19 protein-coding genes and 1 pseudogene are annotated in these 17,796 nt (G+C 59.4%); 15 read left to right on the top strand and 5 right to left on the bottom strand.

Annotation, left to right across the window (positions count from 1 at the left end; translation table 11 throughout):
- The 5 genes from AC33YF_RS06795 to AC33YF_RS06775 all read left to right on the top strand — a co-directional run.
- A partial coding sequence (locus tag AC33YF_RS06795) for a hypothetical protein (protein ID WP_491776443.1) occupies window positions 1–213 on the top strand: 213 nt, incomplete at its 5' end.
- A 63-nt stretch (window positions 214–276) separates the two neighbouring features.
- Window positions 277–1,227, top strand: a complete 951-nt coding sequence (xerD, locus tag AC33YF_RS06790; RefSeq protein ID WP_491776445.1) for a site-specific tyrosine recombinase XerD — start codon at window positions 277–279, stop codon at window positions 1,225–1,227.
- A 144-nt stretch (window positions 1,228–1,371) separates the two neighbouring features.
- Window positions 1,372–2,325, top strand: a complete 954-nt coding sequence (locus AC33YF_RS06785; RefSeq protein ID WP_491776442.1) for an acetyl-CoA carboxylase carboxyltransferase subunit alpha — start codon at window positions 1,372–1,374, stop codon at window positions 2,323–2,325.
- 371 nt (window positions 2,326–2,696) lie between these two features.
- Window positions 2,697–3,542, top strand: a complete 846-nt coding sequence (locus tag AC33YF_RS06780; RefSeq protein WP_491776441.1) for a L,D-transpeptidase family protein — start codon at window positions 2,697–2,699, stop codon at window positions 3,540–3,542.
- Window positions 3,543–3,666: 124 nt separating this feature from the next.
- Window positions 3,667–4,512 carry a L,D-transpeptidase family protein gene (locus tag AC33YF_RS06775; RefSeq protein ID WP_491776440.1) on the top strand — a complete coding sequence of 282 codons (846 nt, stop codon included), beginning with the start codon at window positions 3,667–3,669 and terminating at the stop codon, window positions 4,510–4,512.
- A 57-nt stretch (window positions 4,513–4,569) separates the two neighbouring features.
- Here the strand turns inward: AC33YF_RS06775 and secA are convergent, their stop codons facing one another.
- From secA to AC33YF_RS06760, 3 genes are all read right to left on the bottom strand, one after another.
- Window positions 4,570–7,335 (bottom strand): preprotein translocase subunit SecA, encoded by a 2,766-nt coding sequence (gene secA, locus AC33YF_RS06770; RefSeq protein ID WP_491776439.1) that lies wholly within the window; start codon window positions 7,333–7,335, stop codon window positions 4,570–4,572.
- Window positions 7,336–7,541: 206 nt separating this feature from the next.
- A complete protein-coding gene (locus AC33YF_RS06765; RefSeq protein WP_491776438.1) occupies window positions 7,542–8,075 on the bottom strand; it encodes an arsenate reductase ArsC in 534 nt (177 codons plus the stop codon).
- A 16-nt stretch (window positions 8,076–8,091) separates the two neighbouring features.
- Window positions 8,092–8,433, bottom strand: coding sequence for an ArsR/SmtB family transcription factor (locus AC33YF_RS06760; protein WP_491776437.1), 342 nt, complete (start codon window positions 8,431–8,433; stop codon window positions 8,092–8,094).
- 151 nt (window positions 8,434–8,584) lie between these two features.
- On the opposite strand from AC33YF_RS06760, the gene AC33YF_RS06755 reads away from it, so the two are divergent.
- The 3 genes from AC33YF_RS06755 to AC33YF_RS06745 are packed head-to-tail and all read left to right on the top strand — an operon-like array spanning window position 8,585 to window position 11,148.
- Entirely contained in the window at window positions 8,585–9,457 is an 873-nt protein-coding gene (locus AC33YF_RS06755) for a peptidylprolyl isomerase (protein ID WP_491776436.1), read from the top strand.
- An 18-nt stretch (window positions 9,458–9,475) separates the two neighbouring features.
- Complete coding sequence (gene argJ, locus AC33YF_RS06750) at window positions 9,476–10,714, top strand: bifunctional glutamate N-acetyltransferase/amino-acid acetyltransferase ArgJ (protein WP_491776435.1); 1,239 nt, start codon at window positions 9,476–9,478, stop codon at window positions 10,712–10,714.
- Window positions 10,714–11,148 (top strand): (deoxy)nucleoside triphosphate pyrophosphohydrolase, encoded by a 435-nt coding sequence (locus AC33YF_RS06745; protein ID WP_491776434.1) that lies wholly within the window; start codon window positions 10,714–10,716, stop codon window positions 11,146–11,148. Before argJ ends, AC33YF_RS06745 begins: the two co-directional genes overlap by 1 nt.
- Window positions 11,149–11,156: 8 nt before the next feature.
- On the opposite strand, the gene AC33YF_RS06740 is transcribed toward AC33YF_RS06745, so the two are convergent.
- Window positions 11,157–12,095 carry a class I SAM-dependent methyltransferase gene (locus AC33YF_RS06740; protein WP_491776433.1) on the bottom strand — a complete coding sequence of 313 codons (939 nt, stop codon included), beginning with the start codon at window positions 12,093–12,095 and terminating at the stop codon, window positions 11,157–11,159.
- A gap of 114 nt (window positions 12,096–12,209) precedes the next feature.
- On the opposite strand from AC33YF_RS06740, the pseudogene AC33YF_RS06735 reads away from it, so the two are divergent.
- From AC33YF_RS06735 to AC33YF_RS06710, 6 genes and pseudogenes are all read left to right on the top strand, one after another.
- Window positions 12,210–12,284 (top strand): annotated as a pseudogene (locus tag AC33YF_RS06735) (hypothetical protein); the annotation flags it as partial.
- 103 nt (window positions 12,285–12,387) lie between these two features.
- Window positions 12,388–12,618 carry a ComF family protein gene (locus tag AC33YF_RS06730; protein ID WP_491776446.1) on the top strand — a complete coding sequence of 77 codons (231 nt, stop codon included), beginning with the start codon at window positions 12,388–12,390 and terminating at the stop codon, window positions 12,616–12,618.
- A gap of 70 nt (window positions 12,619–12,688) precedes the next feature.
- Entirely contained in the window at window positions 12,689–12,910 is a 222-nt protein-coding gene (locus AC33YF_RS06725) for a ComF family protein (RefSeq protein ID WP_491776432.1), read from the top strand.
- 87 nt (window positions 12,911–12,997) lie between these two features.
- Window positions 12,998–13,888 carry a carbon-nitrogen hydrolase family protein gene (locus AC33YF_RS06720; protein WP_491776431.1) on the top strand — a complete coding sequence of 297 codons (891 nt, stop codon included), beginning with the start codon at window positions 12,998–13,000 and terminating at the stop codon, window positions 13,886–13,888.
- Window positions 13,885–14,346 (top strand): DUF1178 family protein, encoded by a 462-nt coding sequence (locus AC33YF_RS06715; RefSeq protein WP_491776430.1) that lies wholly within the window; start codon window positions 13,885–13,887, stop codon window positions 14,344–14,346. The genes AC33YF_RS06720 and AC33YF_RS06715 overlap by 4 nt, the downstream gene beginning before the upstream one ends.
- A 164-nt stretch (window positions 14,347–14,510) precedes the next feature.
- Window positions 14,511–15,386, top strand: a complete 876-nt coding sequence (locus tag AC33YF_RS06710; protein WP_491776429.1) for a L,D-transpeptidase — start codon at window positions 14,511–14,513, stop codon at window positions 15,384–15,386.
- A 133-nt stretch (window positions 15,387–15,519) separates the two neighbouring features.
- On the opposite strand, the gene ubiG is transcribed toward AC33YF_RS06710, so the two are convergent.
- The gene (gene ubiG, locus AC33YF_RS06705; RefSeq protein WP_491776428.1) at window positions 15,520–16,290 is read right to left on the bottom strand and encodes a bifunctional 2-polyprenyl-6-hydroxyphenol methylase/3-demethylubiquinol 3-O-methyltransferase UbiG; all 771 of its coding nucleotides are present in this window, start codon (window positions 16,288–16,290) and stop codon (window positions 15,520–15,522) included.
- A 152-nt stretch (window positions 16,291–16,442) separates the two neighbouring features.
- On the opposite strand from ubiG, the gene AC33YF_RS06700 reads away from it, so the two are divergent.
- A complete protein-coding gene (locus tag AC33YF_RS06700) occupies window positions 16,443–17,735 on the top strand; it encodes an aspartate kinase (RefSeq protein ID WP_491776427.1) in 1,293 nt (430 codons plus the stop codon).
- Window positions 17,736–17,796 lie beyond the last annotated feature (61 nt).

Here is a 17,796-nt window from a genome sequence, read left to right as displayed (position 1 = left end):
CCAACATTGTTTCGTTTCCTCGCGGTTTTAGGGACGATTGTCGGCGTTGTCGCTGGAAGTCTCTATGTGCTTGCTGAATATTTTCAGCCAGAACCAAAAGAAATCACGAAAGCCTTGCGCAACCTCAAGGCCGAGCCGCGGGCCGTGTCGCCGACGGCGGCCACAGCGCAGGAACCTTCTATCGCGCCGCCCCCAAGCCACCGGGCCCAATAGCCCCGCCTGGCCCAAAGCCCCACTGCGGTGAAGGGGGCAAGCATGGCTCGCACGACCCCATCGCTGACACGCGCTTCCTCTTCGGAATTGTCGCTTTTCATCGAAATGCTGATGGCGGAACGGGGCGCCGCCTCACACACGATAGACGCTTACACCCGCGACCTTGCCGACTTTCTGGCTTTTCTTGCCGGCAAAAAGACCGAGGCTGCGATGGCGACTGCCGACCATGTGCGGGCCTACCTTGAGGTCTTGGCTGCGGACGGACTTGCGCCAACATCGCGTTCCCGCAAGCTCTCGGCCATCCGACAATTCTTCAGGTTCTTGTTGGCCGAGGGCGTTCGAAAGGACGATCCGACGTCAGCCATTGACAGTCCGCGGCGTGGAAGGCCCCTGCCGAAGGTCCTGTCCTTGGCCGAAGTCGATGCCTTGATTCAAGCGGCGAAGAAGGCTTGCGCCGCCAATTTGGAAGGCGCCGCACGCTTGCGAGCCTATCGCCTCAACGCGCTTCTAGAGACGCTATACGCCTCCGGCTTGCGAGTCTCGGAGCTTGTGGGTTTGCCACGTAACGTGCTGGCGGTAGACGATAGGGTCCTCACGATCACGGGCAAAGGTGGCCGCGAGCGTCTTGTGCCGCTCAACCGGGCGGCCCGTGAGGCTCTATCTGCGTATCTCGCGCTCTTGGCACAGGAAGAGGCCCTCAAGGCGTCCGCATTCCTGTTCCCCTCGGGCGATGGCGCGCAGCACATCACCCGTCAACGCTTTGGCCAGGAACTTAAGGCGGCGGCCCTGGCTGCGGGGCTCGATCCCGCGACGGTCTCCCCGCACGTCTTACGTCACGCATTTGCCAGCCACCTCTTGGAGCGAGGGGCCGATCTGCGGACCGTTCAGCAACTCCTGGGGCATGCCGATATTTCGACAACGCAAATCTACACGCATGTGATCGAGGAGCGTTTGCGTCGCCTTGTGGAGGAGCACCATCCGCTAGCCAAGGTAAGATTGACGAAGCAGCGCTAAACCTTAGCGGCTGGAGGGCAATGCGGCCCGGTTGACACGACACGGCCTCGAGGCCACTAAAAACAACTTCCGGATTGCTTTGTTTGTCTTAAGAATGCCCTGAAATTGGGCTGTTTGGGGGTCCTAAGGGTTTAGTCAGGCTGCATGCGCACATATCTCGATTTTGAAAAACCCATTGCGGAACTTGAGAGCAAGGTCGCCGAGCTGAAGGCCCTTGCAGCGGACGACGATTCCGTACCAATCAGCGATGAGTTGTCGCGGCTCGAAACCAAGGCGCGCGAAGCCCTTGAGGAAACGTACGCCGCGCTGACGCCTTGGCAGAAGACGCAGGTCGCGCGCCATCCGGAGCGGCCACACTTCACCCACTATGTCCAGGATCTGGTGCGCGATTTCACCCCCATGGCCGGAGATCGCTACTTCGCCGAGGACGAGGCAATCATAGGCGGCATCGGCCGCCTGGCGGGCCGGTCCGTCATGGTCATAGGCCACGAGAAGGGGTCCGATACAGAGGGCCGTATCAAGCACAACTTTGGCATGGCGCGTCCCGAAGGCTACCGTAAAGCGGTGCGGCTTATGGAAATGGCTGATCGGTTCTCGCTGCCTGTGGTGAGCTTCGTCGATACAGCTGGGGCCTACCCAGGCATCGGGGCCGAGGAGCGTGGTCAGGCGGAGGCGATCGCTCGGAGCACGGAGTGCTGTATGAGGCTTGGTGTCCCCATTGTTTCTTTGATAATTGGGGAAGGCGGGTCGGGTGGCGCCGTAGCTTTGGCCACTGCGAACCGCCTCTTCATGCTTGAGCATTCGATCTACACAGTGGCGTCGCCAGAGGCAGCCGCATCGATACTTTGGCGGGACTCAGCTCGGGCTCAGGATGCGGCCACCAATATGAAGATCACGGCCCAGGACCTGCAGGACTTCGGTATTGTCGACGGGATTATCCCGGAACCCGTGGGCGGGGCGCACAGGGATCCACAAAGCGTGTTGCAAACGGCAGGTGATGTCGTTGTGAATGCCATTGCGTCGTTTGACGACTACACTCCAGACCAGATCCGAAAAGAACGCCGTGAAAAGTTCTTGGCAATGGGGCGCGAGGCGTAACGGAAACCAGCGGAAGGCACCTCGCGCCTAGGGGAATTGACATGCCAGGCAAGGGTCCGACGCATGTTGATCATCGCCGCAAAGACTCTTTTTTGTCCAACTGCTGTTCGAATATCTTGTAGTGTCAATTTGTTCGGGTGGAGGGGACAGCCGGACTTGGCGCTGGAGAGCTCCTCGCTTTTCGTTGCGAATTGAGCTCGCCAGGGGGGTGCAGGAGGGTTCGCCGAATGCGTCGTGATTGCGTCTTCAAGGCCACGCTCTGGGCCTGTGCGGCCGTTTCAGCGGCGGTTCTTTCCGGCTGCACAGATTATTACCCCCCACATATGCGGCCGCTATCGGGGACGACGCGCGCCCTGTTAGCTGACAAAGGCATGACCCCCTCTCAGCCGATCCTCATCCGAGTCTTCAAGTCTGAGGCCGAACTTGAGGTCTGGAAGCAGAAGGATGACGGTCACTACTACCACCTTAAGACCTACCCAATCTGCAAGTTCTCGGGGGAGCTTGGGCCAAAAGAGAAGCAGGGAGACCTGCAGGCCCCGGAGGGTTTCTATGTTGTCGACAAGAGTCGGCTTAACCCAAAGAGCCGCTATCATCTGGCATTCAATATCGGCTACCCCAACGCATTCGACAGGTCGCTAAAACGGACCGGCGCCAATCTCATGGTGCACGGAGAGTGCAAGTCGCGGGGCTGCTACGCCATGACGGACGCCGTTATGGAAGAGATCTACGCCCTCGTTCTCGAAGCCTTTGCAGGCGGACAGGAGAAGTTCCAAGTCCACGCCTTTCCGTTTCGCATGACGAATGCCAACCTTGCCGAGCAAACAAGTAGCGAGTGGTTCGATTTCTGGATCAACTTGAAAGAAGGCTTCGACTATTTCGAGCTGACGCGGCTTGAGCCTAAAGTCGCCGTGTGCGGGAAGCGATATGTGTTCAATGCAGCGTTCCCCGGCGGGAAGTATCCGGACCCGAGGAGAGCATGTCCGCGATATGAGAAGTTGCCAGCCATTGCCTTCAAACCCAAGCGGGAACGGCCCAAAACGGTACAGGCGACACTCGCGAAGCCACTTGGAAGCGACATCAATCTGCGCGCCGGTGGAAGCTCGCAAGTCTACAGGGTGATGACGCTGGGACCGGCAACGCCCGATCTTAATGCGCCAGCTGGGTCTGGGGCTGATGATAAGGAAAAGATCGCCCGGACGGGATCGTATCAGCGGTAGATGTGACGGTTGCAAGCTCGGAGACTTTGCTCCGACCAATGACCATGCTGTGGCCGTTTTTTTCGATCTAGCTGGCGCTCGTCGCTTTTGGTTGGCGGCTTGATCCCCTGCGAGAGGGCTGACGGTGTTTCGCTTCCTTTTCGGTTCGATCCTTCTTGCTGCGCTTGTCGGTGGAACGTACTACCTGTTCACCACCGAGGGGCGGCAGCTCGTCGATCGCATAACGATCAACTGGGATCGCAAGGAGTATCGAGGACATTTCCGTGCCGGCCGGCCCATCCCTGGAACGCCCGACCTGACGCGGTTCGCCGCCCGAATGGAAGAGGCAGGCGTTGAGCCCGGCATGCCCGTGCATATTCGTATCTACAAGCTCGAGTCTGAGATCGAACTATGGGTGCAAAAGGGCGCGCGCTTCGAACGCTTTGCCACCTACCCGATATGCATGTGGTCGGGCCGTCTTGGACCAAAGCTGAAGGAGGGCGATCGGCAGGCGCCGGAGGGTTTCTACACGGTCGCGAAGGATGCGCTGAATCCCAACAGCATCGAACATCTTTCGTTCAATCTGGGCTTTCCGAACGTGTACGACCGTAGCAAGGATCGTACAGGTTCGTTTCTCATGGTGCATGGCGGCTGTGCATCGATCGGTTGCTATGCGGTTACCGACCGCGTGGTGGACGAAATCTGGGCGTTCGTCGCAGGCGCGCTCGACAATGGTCAAGCTCGCATTCCCGTTCATGCTTTTCCATTTCGTATGACCGAGCGGAACATGCGGCTTCGCTCAGGCGATAAGTGGGCGCCCTTTTGGGACAATCTGAAAACGGGCCACGATCTCTTTGCTCAAGAGGGCGTACCACCCAAGGTAAGTGTCTGCGAAGGGCGTTACGTCTTCGAGCCGGGCGAAGCTTCTACGGTAGACAGTGCCGTCGAGGAGCGTTGCCCCAAGGAAGTCGCGGGTCGAACGCCGCTTTAGCTCTCAGCGGCCCATCCGGAAGCCGATCGCCCGCTTAAAGCAACGGCGCAAGGTTCTCTAAAAGGACCCGTGACAGTGCTTGTATTTCTTCCCAGATCCACAAGGGCAGGGCGCATTGCGCTGAACCTTGCCCCAGGTCGAAGGATCTGACGGGTCAAGGGCAACGGCCGCCGGCTTGCGGGTCCGCAAGGGCGCGGTACCGCCCGGCGCCGGCGCTACCTCTGCGCCTTCTAGTGCGAATTCGTCTTCTCCCGTTGTCGGGTCGATATGGTGTGCTTCCATCGGCGGAAGTTCGGTAACTTCCAAGGACGGCGTCTCGTCTTGCTGGGCGATGTCAGCGTGCATGATTTGCCCGGTAACCGCTTCACGCAGGCGCGCAAGCATTTGCTCGAACAGCGTAAAGCTCTCACTCTTGAACTCGTTCAACGGATCACGCTGGCCATAGCCCCGTAGGCCGATAACCTGGCGCAAATGTTCGAGTGTCACGAGGTGTTCGCGCCACAAGCCATCAAGAGTCTGGAGTAGCACTGCGCGCTCAAGTTGACGCATCGTATCGGCGCCGAACATCGCTGCCTTTCTGGCAGCGGCCTCGTCGGTCTCCTTGATCAGCCTCTCATGGATCTCGACCTCGGCAATGCCTTCCTCATCCGCCCACTCGTCAACGGGCACGTCTAGGCCAAAGACATCACTAACCTTTTGCTTCAGTCCATCGATATCCCACTGCTCCGGATAAGACTTCTCCGGCATCGCTGCGCCAACCATATCGTCGACGACTTGGCGGCGCATCTCGGCGACGGTCTCGGCGAGATCCTCGTCTGCCAGGAGTTCGCGGCGCTGCTCGAAGATTGCCTTCCGCTGATCGTTCATCACATTGTCGAATTTCACGACATTCTTGCGGATGTCGAAATTGCGCGCCTCGACCTTGCCTTGCGCTTTCTCCAGGGCTTTGTTGATCCAGGAATGAACAATAGCCTCGCCCTCTTTCAGTCCGAGCGCTTGCAACATCCCGTCCATACGATCGGAGCCGAAGATGCGCATTAGATCGTCTTCAAGGGACAAAAAGAAACGTGAAGCACCCGGGTCGCCCTGTCGGCCCGACCGGCCGCGGAGCTGATTGTCGATGCGGCGGCTCTCGTGGCGCTCAGTCCCAACAACGTACAAACCGCCGGCCTCGAGAGCCTTCTGTTTCTTCTCATGAATATCTGCGTCGATCTCAGAGCGCTTTGCCTCTACTTCCTCCGGCGTCGGCTCCCTGCCTTTTTTGGTTTGATCGGCCAACCAATCTTCAAGCCGCATGTCCAAGTTGCCGCCGAGCTGAATGTCGGTTCCGCGCCCGGCCATATTCGTCGCGATCGTGACCGCGCCTGGCACTCCTGCTTGCGCGACGATGTGGGCTTCCTGCTCATGATAGCGGGCGTTGAGCACATTGTGAGCAACCTTGCGCTTCTTCAGCAGGTCCGAGAGGATTTCAGACTTCTCAATCGAAGTCGTACCGACGAGCATGGGTTGACCGCGTTGCTGAGCGTCCCGGATCAGCTCGATAATGGCGTTATATTTCTCATTGGCCGTTCGGTAGACCTCGTCGTCCTCGTCCTTTCGCGCCATGGGTCGATTGGTCGGAACCTCGACTACGTCGAGACCGTAGATGTCCATGAACTCATCAGCTTCCGTTAGGGCCGTTCCGGTCATCCCGGCGAGTTTTTCGTAGAGGCGGAAATAGTTCTGGAACGTAATCGTCGCGAAGGTCTGGTTCTCCGGCTGGATCTCTACGTGTTCCTTAGCCTCCAGCGCCTGGTGCAAACCCTCAGAGAAGCGGCGCCCTGACATCATGCGTCCTGTGAACTCATCGATCAGAACGACTTCGCCATTCTTGACGATGTAGTCGCGGTCGCGCTGGAACACTTTGTGGGCGCGCAGCGCCTGTTGGACGTGGTGCACCACGCTGACATTCTCGACGTCGTAGAGAGAGTCGCCTTTCAAGAGGTCGGCTTCGATAAGCAGCTGCTCTATGTGCTCGTTGCCTTCCTCTGTGAGCGACACTTGTCGGCTCTTTTCATCGAGCTCGTAGTCTTCGTCCTTGAGCTTCGGAATGAAGACATCGATGGTGTTATAAAAGTCGGACCGGTCGTCGAGCGGGCCTGAGATGATCAAAGGGGTCCGCGCCTCGTCGATCAAAATGGAGTCCACTTCGTCAACGATGGCGAAGACGTGTCCGCGCTGAACCATCTCGGATTCGAGATACTTCATATTGTCGCGCAGATAGTCGAAGCCGTACTCGTTGTTTGTGCCGTATGTGACGTCACAGGCGTATTGTGCTTTGCGCTGCTCGTCATCCAGTTCGTGCTCGATCGTGCCGACGGTAAGACCAAGGAAAGTGTAGACTTGGCCCATCCAGGATGCGTCGCGCTTTGCCAAATAGTCGTTCACCGTGACGACATGCACCCCGTTTCCTGTCAACGCATTCAGATAAACGGGCAGGGTCGCAACAAGGGTCTTGCCTTCGCCGGTCTTCATTTCCGCGATACGGCCCTCGTGAAGGACCATGCCGCCGATGAGCTGAACGTCAAAATGCCGCTGACCCAATGTCCGTTTGGCAGCCTCCCGGACCGTCGCGAAGGCTTCCGGCAGGATATCATCGAGCGTTTCGCCATCGACAAGGCGTTGGCGGAATTCATCGGTGCGCGCACGTAGAGCCTCGTCGGAGAGGGCGGAGACCTCAGGCTCAAGTGCATTAATCTTCGCTACGACCGGGTCATATTTCTTCAGCTTGCGATCGTTTGATGAGCCGAAGACTTTGTTAGCAATGGCGCCGAGGGAAAGCATCGAACCGTTAGCCTCTCGATGGCGTGAGCCGGGCCGCACGGGGCTTATTTCAAGCCCTGGAGGTCCTTGGCGGATGAGGTGCAAGACCTCCGGCCTCTAGTCGCCGGTCCTTGCGGAGAAAGGCAAAACATGCCGGAAGTCAACGTCCGACACATAAGTTGCGGCCCAAGCCTTGTCAACGCGAGGTGAGGGGGCCAAGGGCCGAGCTAGGCGGGCTCCTTCGACGCGGCAGCGCCGTGCTTGCCGATCCGATCGAGGTGTTCCTGCAAGGAGAGTTTGCTGATGCTGTCGAATGGCAGGTTCACGAAGATCGAAATACGCTGAAAGAGCATCCGATAAGTCTCATCGAACGCAAATGCTTTCTCTGCGTCAGTCCCCCCGGCCGCAGCTGGGTCCGGCACGCCCCAATGGGCGGACATAGGCTGGCCAGGCCAGATCGGGCACACTTCATTTGCTGCATTGTCGCAAACGGTAAAGACGAAATCGAGCTTCGGCGCATCGGGTCCGCTGAACTCCTCCCAGGACTTCGACCAAAGGTCCGTCGTCACGTGATTGAGCTTGTGAAGCAGGTTAAGGGCGTAAGGGTTCACTTTCCCCGTCGGCATGCTGCCCGCGCTGTAAGCACTGAATTTGCTCTTTCCTTCGCGGTTCATGATGCACTCGGCGATGATTGAACGGGCTGAATTCCCTGTGCACAGGAAAAGTACGTTCAGGGGGCGGTTAGCGTCGGCGCTTGTCATGTCCCGTTTCCTCCGTTCACTCCGAACAACACGTCGCAAGGGTCGTTTCGATCAACGGGCCGCAAATCGAGGGGTCACCCTGACAACAGTCTTCCACTAGAAAAGACAGCAGAGATCGCGTTCCCTCCAAGTTCACGGCGTAGATCATGGACCGGCCTTCTTTTCGGGCCTGGATAAGATTGGCGCGCGCGAGGATAGCGAGATGAGATGACATTGTGTTTTTGGGAATGCCGATCGCCCTCGCAATGTCACCTGCCGCCATTCCACTGATGCCTGCCTGAATTAGCAACCGGAAAACCCTAAGACGACTCTGTTGGGCCAGCCCCCCTAGCGCGTCGACAGCCTCATTAATATCCATAATTCTGGAATTATAGAACAAACAAAATTCTGTCAATTCCTGCGGCTTGGCAAGTAGTCACCCCGACGCTAAGAAAGCCGTCGGGGAAGCACCCAAACCCGCTCCGCCCTCTGGGGTTGGTTGGCCGGAGCCGAAGACGAGGAAAAATCCAGTGAAACTTTGCTTAGCTCTGCTGCTTCTCGCAGCGTCGATGTTCATTGTGCCGCCTGTGCTCGCCGCCGACTCCGTCGTTGCGCGCGTGAACGGCGTGGACATCAAGCAATCCGATCTAGACTTTGCAGCTTCCGAGGTCGGTCCACGTCTTGGGAGCGTCCGCCCGGAAGATCGCAAACGGATTCTTTTGCAGTTCATGATTGAGAACGAGCTGATGGCCGGCGCGGGCGAGCAGGAAAAGCTGGACGAGGCCGAGACCTTCGAGCAGCGGGCGGCTTACCACCGGCGGCGTGCGTTACGCGACGCATATTTCGACAAGAACGTGACAGGCGGAGTTGATGAAGCAGACGCCGAGAAGGTCTTCGAAGAGAATATTGCGAAGGTGAAGCCGGAGCAGGAGATCAAAGCTCGGCACATTCTGGTCGAAACGGAAGACGAGGCCAAAGACATCAAGGCAGAGCTCGATGGGGGCGCGGATTTTGCCAAGCTCGCCACGGAGAAGTCCAAGGACAAGAACGCGGAGGGCGGCAATCTCGGCTTCTTTACGCGCGGCCAGATGCTGAAGCCGTTTGAGGATGCAGCCTTCGCGCTCGATGTGGGCCAGATCTCGGATCCCGTTAAGACGAGCTTTGGCTGGCATGTGATTGAGGTCCAGGAAAAGCGCGACCAGGAACTGCCGACCTTTGACGACGTCAAAGACCCGATAATTGGCCAGCTGGTTGTCCGAAAAGCGCAATCCGTCATCAACGATCTTCGTTCCAATGCAGAAATCGAGATCCTCGACCCGGAGTTGAAACGGTCGATGGACGATGCGGTCATGCGCGGCGAGACTCCGCCGTTGCCGGAAGTGGACGACGGAGCGGAAAACTAGATCCTCGGCAACCCGGCCATGGACACCGTCTCACCGTTCGCGCCAGCTCAATTGCCGAGCTTGCCGCCTATCGAGGGAGTTCGCCTTGCGGCGTGCGAGGCTGGCATTCGCTATGCCGGGCGGACGGACTTGCTGCTGGCGCTATTCGAGCCGTCGACTGCAGTAGCGGGCGTTTTCACGCGATCCAAAACGGCATCCGCCGCGGTTGAGTGGTGTCGAGCGCATGTGCGGCACGGCGTGGCTCGGGCGCTTGTAGTCAATTCGGGGAACGCGAACGCGTTCACAGGCATGCGCGGACGTGACGCGGTTGCCGAAACCGTAAGGGCGGCAGCGCGCATCGCGGACTGTCTCGATGCAGATGTGTACGTCGCTTCGACGGGCGTCATTGGCGAACCGCTGGATCCATCCAAGTTCATCGGTTTTCTGGCGGACCTGGCCGACGAGGTGCGCGGCGATGGCTACGAAGAGGCGGCCAAGGCCATCATGACGACGGACACGTTTCCGAAGCTCGCTACGCGCAGTTGCGAGATTGAAGGCGTGCCCGTCACGCTCAACGGCATTGCCAAGGGTGCTGGCATGATTGCCCCCAACATGGCGACGATGCTGTCTTTCCTGTTCACGGATGCGCCTATTGAGCCCGCAGCGCTTCAGTCCATTTTGTCGTCATGTGTTGAAGACAGCTTCAACGCCATCACAATCGATAGTGATACGTCGACGAGCGATACGGTCCTTCTATTCGCGACAGGTACAGCGGCGCAGCGCTCATGCCCGCGCCTTGCGAGCGGCGACGATCCGCGGCTTGCCGAGTTTCGCGAGACCTTGTTCGACCTAATGCGAGATCTCGCGCAGCAGATCGTCAAGGATGGTGAAGGGCTCACGAAGTTTGCAACCGTGACTGTTAAGGGAGCGGAGTCCAAGATCGCGGCGCGCGCAATAGCCAAGGCGATTTGTAATTCTCCTTTGGTGAAGACGGCGTTGGCTGGCGAGGATCCAAACTGGGGGCGGATTGTAATGGCAGTCGGCAAGGCCGGTGAGGCCGCGGACCGCGACCGTTTGGCTATTTGGTTCGGTGATATCGAAGTAGCGAAAGACGGCGAGGTTGCGCCTGGGTACGTTGAAGCTGACGCCGCGGCGTATATGAAACGCGCCGAAGTCGAGATCACCGTCGATGTGGGTGTCGGCGAGGGCAGGGACACGATGTGGACCTGCGATCTGACAAAGGATTACGTCGCCATCAACGCCGACTACCGCTCGTAATGGCGCCGGCGGGCTCAAAACCGCTGGTGCTCGTTGCTGCTTGCGCCCTTATCGATGCACAAGGTCGCGTGCTTATTTCTCAGCGGCCAGAAGGAAAGACCCTGGCGGGGCTATGGGAGCTCCCTGGCGGCAAGCTTGAGGATGGCGAGACTCCTGAACATGCACTTGTTCGTGAGCTCGAAGAGGAGCTCGGTGTGTCGATCGCGAGCGCCGACCTTAAGCCCCTAACGTTCTCAAGCTTTTCGTATCCCGACTTCAACTTGTTGATGCCCGTATTCGCCTGTTGGCGCTGGCGCAACGAAGCTCGCGCAAAAGAGGGCCAGGCTTTGGCTTGGGTCAGCCCGGCGGCGCTGAGCGACTACGCGATGCCGCCCGCCGATGAGCCGCTAAAGTGCCTTCTGCCTACGCTGATAGAGTCTGTGGGAGAGAACTAAGACCGCATCTAGGCATCGTCCAGGTCGCCGGACGGCGATTTTGGGAATGAGGCCTTGGCGCCGCTCGGCTGCTCCGTCGTGTTGAGCGCATCGGCGAGGCGACTGCGCGCCGATCCAGGCTTTAGCGGTTGCTGCTGGCTCGGGTCCGGGCTCCAGCCACTCATGAAGACAAACTGAAAGGTTGCGGTCACCTTGCCGTCCGCGGTGCCATAGCGGACGCGATAGAGTTCTTCGGCTCGGGCAAGCGTGCGCCGCGACAAAGGCGCCTTGCTTCGGGCTAGGAGGACGTTGCCACCACCAAGCGCCCGGATCTCTCGCATTAGGGCCCTTGGCGAGGGGTAGACAAGTTCGATGTCTTCGCAGTCCGTCACAGGCAGCGCGAAGCCGGCCCGCTGCAAAAGCGACCCATAGGTCCGAACGTCCGCAAATGGAGCGATGCGCGGCGAAGCGCCACCTTCGGTCTCAGATTCGGCTTCCAGCAAACACTCCCGCAACTCTGCCAATGCACCGGACCCAAGCGCGGCCGCCATGAACAATCCGTCGGGCGCCAACGCTCTTCGGATCTGCACGAGGCTCCCAGGAAGGTCGTTGACGCGATGAAGCGCCAGCCCTGATACAGCGAGGTTGAAAGCGTCGTCCTTGAACGGCAGCGCATCCTCGTCGCAGACAACGGCCGGCGACGGGCAACGCTCTGCGTAGGCAAAGACGCTCTCCGCATAGACAACCGTCTCGACGGACGGCAGCTCGGCGACCATACGACCGAGAAGGCCGTGATAGGCACCAAGGTCGAGCGCCCACGGAAACGGCCGCAACATGATTGAGACTCGTTCCGTGATTTCGTTGGCAACATGGCGGATCAACACGTCGCGATTTTCGATTTCAGCCACGAACCGAGTTCTACGATCGCGCAAAAGTCGCCGATCAAAGATTATTGGCGCATCGCTCATCAAGGCTCCTCAGTGTTGATCAGAAATTCTATGGTGACTCCAATGTGGACTGGCGCAACAGAAATCATCGGCGTCTCCCCCTGACGCACAATACTGTAAGCAACGGCGGATTTGGTGTTGCCGCCAGTTTGCGTCGTTTGCCGTGCGCCGGCGGACTCTCATGGCCTGGTCTGCGGTTCATGTTTTGCCGAGATAGATTTCATCTCCGCTCCCGTCTGTACGCGTCTTGGCGTGCCACTTCCTTACGACACGGGGGAGCCATACTTGTCGGCGGCCGCAATCGCCGCACCGTATGCCTATGATCGCGCGCGCTGTAGCGCGCTATACCGGGACCATGAGGGACCTCATCCACAGTCTAAAATATCGCGATCGGCAGGACAGCTTGCGCCTATTCTCTCGATGGCTGGCGCGGGCGGGGAAGGACATCCTGGCAGATGCAGATCTACTCGTACCCGTTCCGCTGTATCGGTCTCGGCTGTGGTCGCGACGATTCAATCAGTCCGCCCTGCTTGCGCGCGCTTGAGTGAGACATTCAGGTACGGGCCGACTGCTTTGTCCTCTGGCGAACGCGCCGGACGGCAAGCCAAGTGGGCTTGTCGGCGGCTCAGCGAAAGCGCAATGTTGCGGGGGCGTTTCAGGTGCCGTCGACCCACCGTCACGAGGTTTGTGGTAAGTCCATTGTCTTGGTGGACGACGTGACAGGGACAGGCGCAACCGTCGAGGCATGGGCTCGGGTACTGAAACGAGCGCGCGCAGCCCGCGTCGACGTGCTGGCATTGGCCCGGGCCGTTGACCCAGCCGCGATGGTGCTCTAGGCGCCGCGCACTGCTTCTCGAAGCCCGAGCACCGAGCTAATTTCGAGCAAGCCTATTTTTGATGAGACCAACGATTGAGAGTTTAGAATGGGGTCTGAGAAATCCAATCGGTTTCGCGCCGCGCTTGTGCAGTTGCGGGCAGGGCGCGTGGTCGAAGAAAACCTCATCTCTGCCGAAGCTATGATCCGCGAGGCGGCGAAAGGTGGCGCGGACTATATTCAGACGCCTGAGAATACTGCGCTGATGGAGCTCGAGCCGGAACTTGTCCGGCGGCAAGTGCAACCCGAGCCAGAGAGCCGGCCGCTGTCCTTGTTTCGCGCGCTTGCCAAAGAGCTGCGCGTTTGGCTGCATATCGGTTCTCTCGGTGTTCAGCAGCAGGATGGGCGGATCGCCAACCGCTCCTATCTCTTGGCGCCCGATGGCTCCGTCGTTGCGCGCTATGACAAGCTACACATGTTCGACGTCGATCTTCCTGACGATGAAACGTACCGCGAGTCCGACAACTTCAGCCCAGGGAACAAGGCAGTCTTGGCAGACTTGAGCCCGGCTGGCGTACCCGCCAAGCTTGGGATGACGATCTGTTACGATCTACGTTTCGCCGCGCTCTACCGGGCACTGGCGATGGCGGGGGCGAATATGGTTGCCATTCCCGCAGCGTTCACAAAGCAGACCGGAGAGGCACATTGGCATGTTCTCCTGCGCGCGAGAGCGATCGAGACAGGCACCTTCGTCTTTGCGGCGACGCAAGGCGGGCTCCATGAGAATGGCCGCTGGACCTACGGGCATTCGTTGATCGTCTCACCCTGGGGCGAGATCCTGGCCGAGGCGGGAGCTGATCCATGCGTGATTTTCGCCGAAATCGATCTTGCCCATGTGACTGAGGCACGCGCACGGATTCCCGCCCTTACGCATGGACGCGCATTCGACATAGAGTTCGCCCCCTTGGCCGACGCCGCTGCAGAGCGGCAAGCCTCATGATTCGCTACGCCCTCAAATGTTCTGCTGGGCACGCCTTCGACGCATGGTTCGCCTCGAGCGCGTCCTATGAAGAGCAACAGGAAGCCGGAGCGATTCGCTGCCCCAACTGCGGAAGCGCCGGCGTGTGCAAAGCGCCCATGGCCCCGGCTGTGTTGCGCGGTCGGCGCCAAGGGGCGAAGCGCGAACGGGGCACGGACGCCGCGACAACGCTGAACTCCGAGGAACCCGGCACCGCGGGCAGTCAGACCTACGCGTTTCTGAAAGGCCTACGGGAACACCTCAAGGCCAATGCCGACGATGTTGGCGACCGATTCGCCGAAGAAGCCCGAAAAATGCACGAGGGCGACGCCGACGAGCGGATCATTTATGGCGAGGCAACGGCGGATGAGGCTAAGTCATTGTATGAAGACGGAATTCTGGTTCTACCCCTTCCCAAACTACCCGAAGACCACAACTAATAAGCGTAGCGTGTCGCGTTGCATTGCCCGCTGGGTAACCACTTATTTGCGCCTATTGCGTAAACCCGAACAATAATTCGCGACGTGCCGTGGAAATGTCGGGAAGGCTCTGTAATGATGGAGCCTGCCGGACGGATGGATCGCGCATTACCAGGGAACGAATCATGCGCTTCATATCTCCCCCGCAGTTTCGGCTTAGGACCCTTTTCACGGCGTTCCGGCTGACGCTAGCTGCGTGTCTCGCGGTTGTCTTGTTCGCCCAACCGGCGGCAGCCCAATCCGACGCCGACGCGAATCCAGCAGATCTCAATCTCGACATGCCCACGGGGCTCGATGCCCAGCCGCAGCCCATTTATCCGGTTGGCCCGCTTGAAGCGAGCGAGGCCGCAGGAGAGCGCGAAGACCAGGCCGAGGCGGAAGCCCCGATCGAGCCAAAGACTCCCATCATCGTTGCGAATATCGATAAGACTTCCCAGGAGATGACGGTCTTTGTCGATGGTGTCGAGGAGCATCGCTGGCCGGTGTCGACAGGCCTACCAGGCTACGCGACGCCATCGGGGACGTTTACCACCAGTTCGATGAACGAGATTTGGCACAGCAGGCAATGGAATAATACGCCGATGCCACATGCGGTGTTCTTCACAAAGAAAGGGCACGCGGTGCATGCCACAGACCAGGTCAATAAGCTCGGCCGGCCGGCTTCCAAAGGATGTGTTCGTCTGTCGCCGAAGAATGCGAAGACATTCTACAACTTGGTCAAAGAGCACGGTCTAGACCGCACGGAAGTCGTCCTTTCAGGATCGACGCCGGGTGGCGACTACAAGATGGCCCATCCCGATAGCGACTACGATCCCTATTTCGACAATGGCCGTACCGCATACCCGCGCTATGCGCCTTACCGCGACTATCGCCGCTATGGTTATAACGAGATCCGGCCGCGGGCAGAGCGCCGCCGCCGCGCCTATCAGCCTCGGAACCAGCAGCGCCGATATCGCCGCGCTCCGCGCCGGGGCAATTGGTTCCGCGCACCGGGCTACTAAGCCCGCTCGTTATAATGAGCCCTAGCGGCTACGTGAAAGGGCGAACGCAAAGTCGCGCCTAGTTGAACAACTAGGTCAGGCGACGCGTTCGGAGGGCCATTCGGCGCGGGTTAGTACTTTTTGGAGGTGCGCTCTAGCCGCGTGGCCGGGCCGCCGTCACGAAGTAGTTCACGCCGGTGTCGCGCGAGAGCCGCCAGCTGTCCGTAAGCGGATCGTAGACCATACCGGTGAGGTCAGTCGCCTTCAGTCCTGCTTCGTTGAGACTGGTTCTGAGTTCGTCGGGCGTGACAAACCGGTCCCATTGATGCGTTCCGGTGGGGATCCAGCGCAGCACATACTCCGCGCCGACTATCGCGAGCGCATAGGACTTCAGCGTTCTGTTTAGCGTCGACAGAATCATGACGCCGTCTTCGGCCACGAGTGGCGCCAGCCGCGCAAGAAAGGCTGGGACGTCCGGCACATGCTCGATGACTTCGAGGAGAAGCACGGCGTCGAACCGGCGCCCTTGCCCCACAACGGCCTCTGCGCTGGTGGCCTCATAGGCGATGAAGAGGCCCGCACCTTCCGCGTGTGCCCTGGCTGCGGCAATCGTCTCGGCGCTGGGGTCGATGCCTGTTACGGTGGCTCCCAATCGGGTGAGGGGCTCGGAGACGAGGCCGCCTCCGCAGCCAATGTCGAGGATCGTGAGACGGTCTAGGCAGGGTGGCTCCTTTGGATCCCGTCCGAACCGGGCGCAAAGCCGGTCGCGAATATAGGTGAGCCGGGTCGGATTGAGCTGGTGGAGCGGCTTGAACGGCCCATTCTCGTCCCACCACTCGTCGGCAAGCGCGGCGAATTGTTTGACTTCGCTCGTGTCGAGTGTCGTAGAGGCTTCCAGCGCACCGTTTGTCTCTGAGGCGGTCATGGGCGCATTGGCGGTGCGAGGCGACTTTCTGTCAAGGTCGCAGCTCTATATGCCTGCGCCCTGTTGCAGGCTACAACCCATGACAGTAGAAAGACGCGGAAAGTTCCGGCCGGTTCCGATTCAGGGGACCGGCCCTCTTGTTGTGAGCAGCTATGTCTTTGCTTGTGTTGAAATTTGGTGGCACGTCCGTGGCGGATCTCGACCGTATCCGTCGCGTCGCGGCGCACGTGAAGCGCGAAAGCGACGCGGGGAACGCCTGCGCCGTCGTGGTCTCCGCTATGGCCGGCCAGACGAACAAGCTGATTGGCTGGGTTGAGGAGGCTTGGGGCTTTAAACCCGAGGACGAGGGCGCTTCGGATCAGTCCTCGCTCTACGACTGCCGGGAGTACGACGCAGTCGTTTCCTCGGGCGAACAGGTCACTTCCGGACTCTTGGCGTTGGTGTTGCAGTCCATGGGCGTGAGCGCTCGCTCATGGCAGGGCTGGCAGATCCCTGTGCGGACGGACGAAGCCCATCAAAAAGCGCGGATCACCGGCATCGACGTGGACGAGATCAAGGCGGCGATGCTCGGCGGCGAAGTAGCAGTCTGTGCGGGCTTCCAGGGCATTGCGCCGAACAACCGCATCGCCACGCTTGGCCGGGGCGGGTCCGACACGAGCGCCGTAGCCCTTGCCGCGGCCCTTGGGGCCGATCGCTGCGATATCTATACAGACGTGGACGGGGTTTATACGACCGATCCGCGCATGGTGAGCAAAGCGCACCGGCTCGACCGTATTTCCTATGAAGAGATGCTAGAAATGGCGTCACAGGGGGCCAAGGTTCTGCAGACGCGTTCGGTGGAAATGGCCATGCAATGGGGCGTACCCGTGCTTGTGCGCTCGAGCTTCGATAGTCCCGACATGCCCGGCAATGCCGACACGGGCGAAGGGATTGGTACACTCGTTTGCCCTGAGGATGAGATCATGGAGCAGAATGTCGTCAGTGGAATTGCTTACGCGCGCGACGAAGCCAAGGTCACGTTGTTGAAGGTTGCCGACAAGCCGGGCGTTGCAGCCCGCGTCTTCGGTCCTCTGTCCGATGCCAACATCAACGTCGACATGATCGTGCAAAACGTCTCCGAGGACGGACGTTCGACGGATTTGACCTTCACCGTGCAGAGCTCGGATCTCGATCGCGCGCTTGAAGTTCTGAAGTCGGCCAAGGATGAGATCGACTATCTCGATTTGCGTGGGGCGACCGACATTGCCAAGGTCTCCGCCATTGGCGTTGGCATGCGAAGTCATGCGGGCGTTGCCGCCCAAATGTTCAGCGCTCTTGCCGAAAAGGGCATCAATATCGAGGCAATATCAACGTCCGAAATCAAAATAAGCGTGTTGATCGACGCTGCTTACGCCGAGCTCGCGGTGCGAACCTTGCACAGCCTTTTTGGTTTGGACGGCGCCTGACGGCATAATAGGGCTGCTCTAGCCGTCTATATTGAGGAATCTCGAGATCCGCCGGAAGGCG

This window comes from Methyloceanibacter sp. (assembly GCF_058506495.1).
The sequence above is the reverse complement of the archived record's forward strand: the minus strand, read 5'-3'. Positions and strand labels throughout refer to the sequence as shown.

Coding starts and splice junctions, on each gene's coding strand:
- AC33YF_RS06785 (WP_491776442.1), top strand. CDS start 1,372: ATGCGCACATATCTCGATTTTGAAAAACCCATTGCGGAACTTGAGAGC.
- AC33YF_RS06780 (WP_491776441.1), top strand. CDS start 2,697: ATGACCCCCTCTCAGCCGATCCTCATCCGAGTCTTCAAGTCTGAGGCC.
- secA (WP_491776439.1), bottom strand. CDS start 7,335: ATGCTTTCCCTCGGCGCCATTGCTAACAAAGTCTTCGGCTCATCAAAC.
- AC33YF_RS06765 (WP_491776438.1), bottom strand. CDS start 8,075: ATGACAAGCGCCGACGCTAACCGCCCCCTGAACGTACTTTTCCTGTGC.
- AC33YF_RS06760 (WP_491776437.1), bottom strand. CDS start 8,433: ATGGATATTAATGAGGCTGTCGACGCGCTAGGGGGGCTGGCCCAACAG.
- argJ (WP_491776435.1), top strand. CDS start 9,476: ATGGACACCGTCTCACCGTTCGCGCCAGCTCAATTGCCGAGCTTGCCG.
- AC33YF_RS06745 (WP_491776434.1), top strand. CDS start 10,714: ATGGCGCCGGCGGGCTCAAAACCGCTGGTGCTCGTTGCTGCTTGCGCC.
- AC33YF_RS06740 (WP_491776433.1), bottom strand. CDS start 12,095: ATGAGCGATGCGCCAATAATCTTTGATCGGCGACTTTTGCGCGATCGT.
- AC33YF_RS06730 (WP_491776446.1), top strand. CDS start 12,388: ATGCCTATGATCGCGCGCGCTGTAGCGCGCTATACCGGGACCATGAGG.
- AC33YF_RS06720 (WP_491776431.1), top strand. CDS start 12,998: ATGGGGTCTGAGAAATCCAATCGGTTTCGCGCCGCGCTTGTGCAGTTG.
- AC33YF_RS06715 (WP_491776430.1), top strand. CDS start 13,885: ATGATTCGCTACGCCCTCAAATGTTCTGCTGGGCACGCCTTCGACGCA.
- AC33YF_RS06710 (WP_491776429.1), top strand. CDS start 14,511: ATGCGCTTCATATCTCCCCCGCAGTTTCGGCTTAGGACCCTTTTCACG.
- ubiG (WP_491776428.1), bottom strand. CDS start 16,290: ATGACCGCCTCAGAGACAAACGGTGCGCTGGAAGCCTCTACGACACTC.
- AC33YF_RS06700 (WP_491776427.1), top strand. CDS start 16,443: ATGTCTTTGCTTGTGTTGAAATTTGGTGGCACGTCCGTGGCGGATCTC.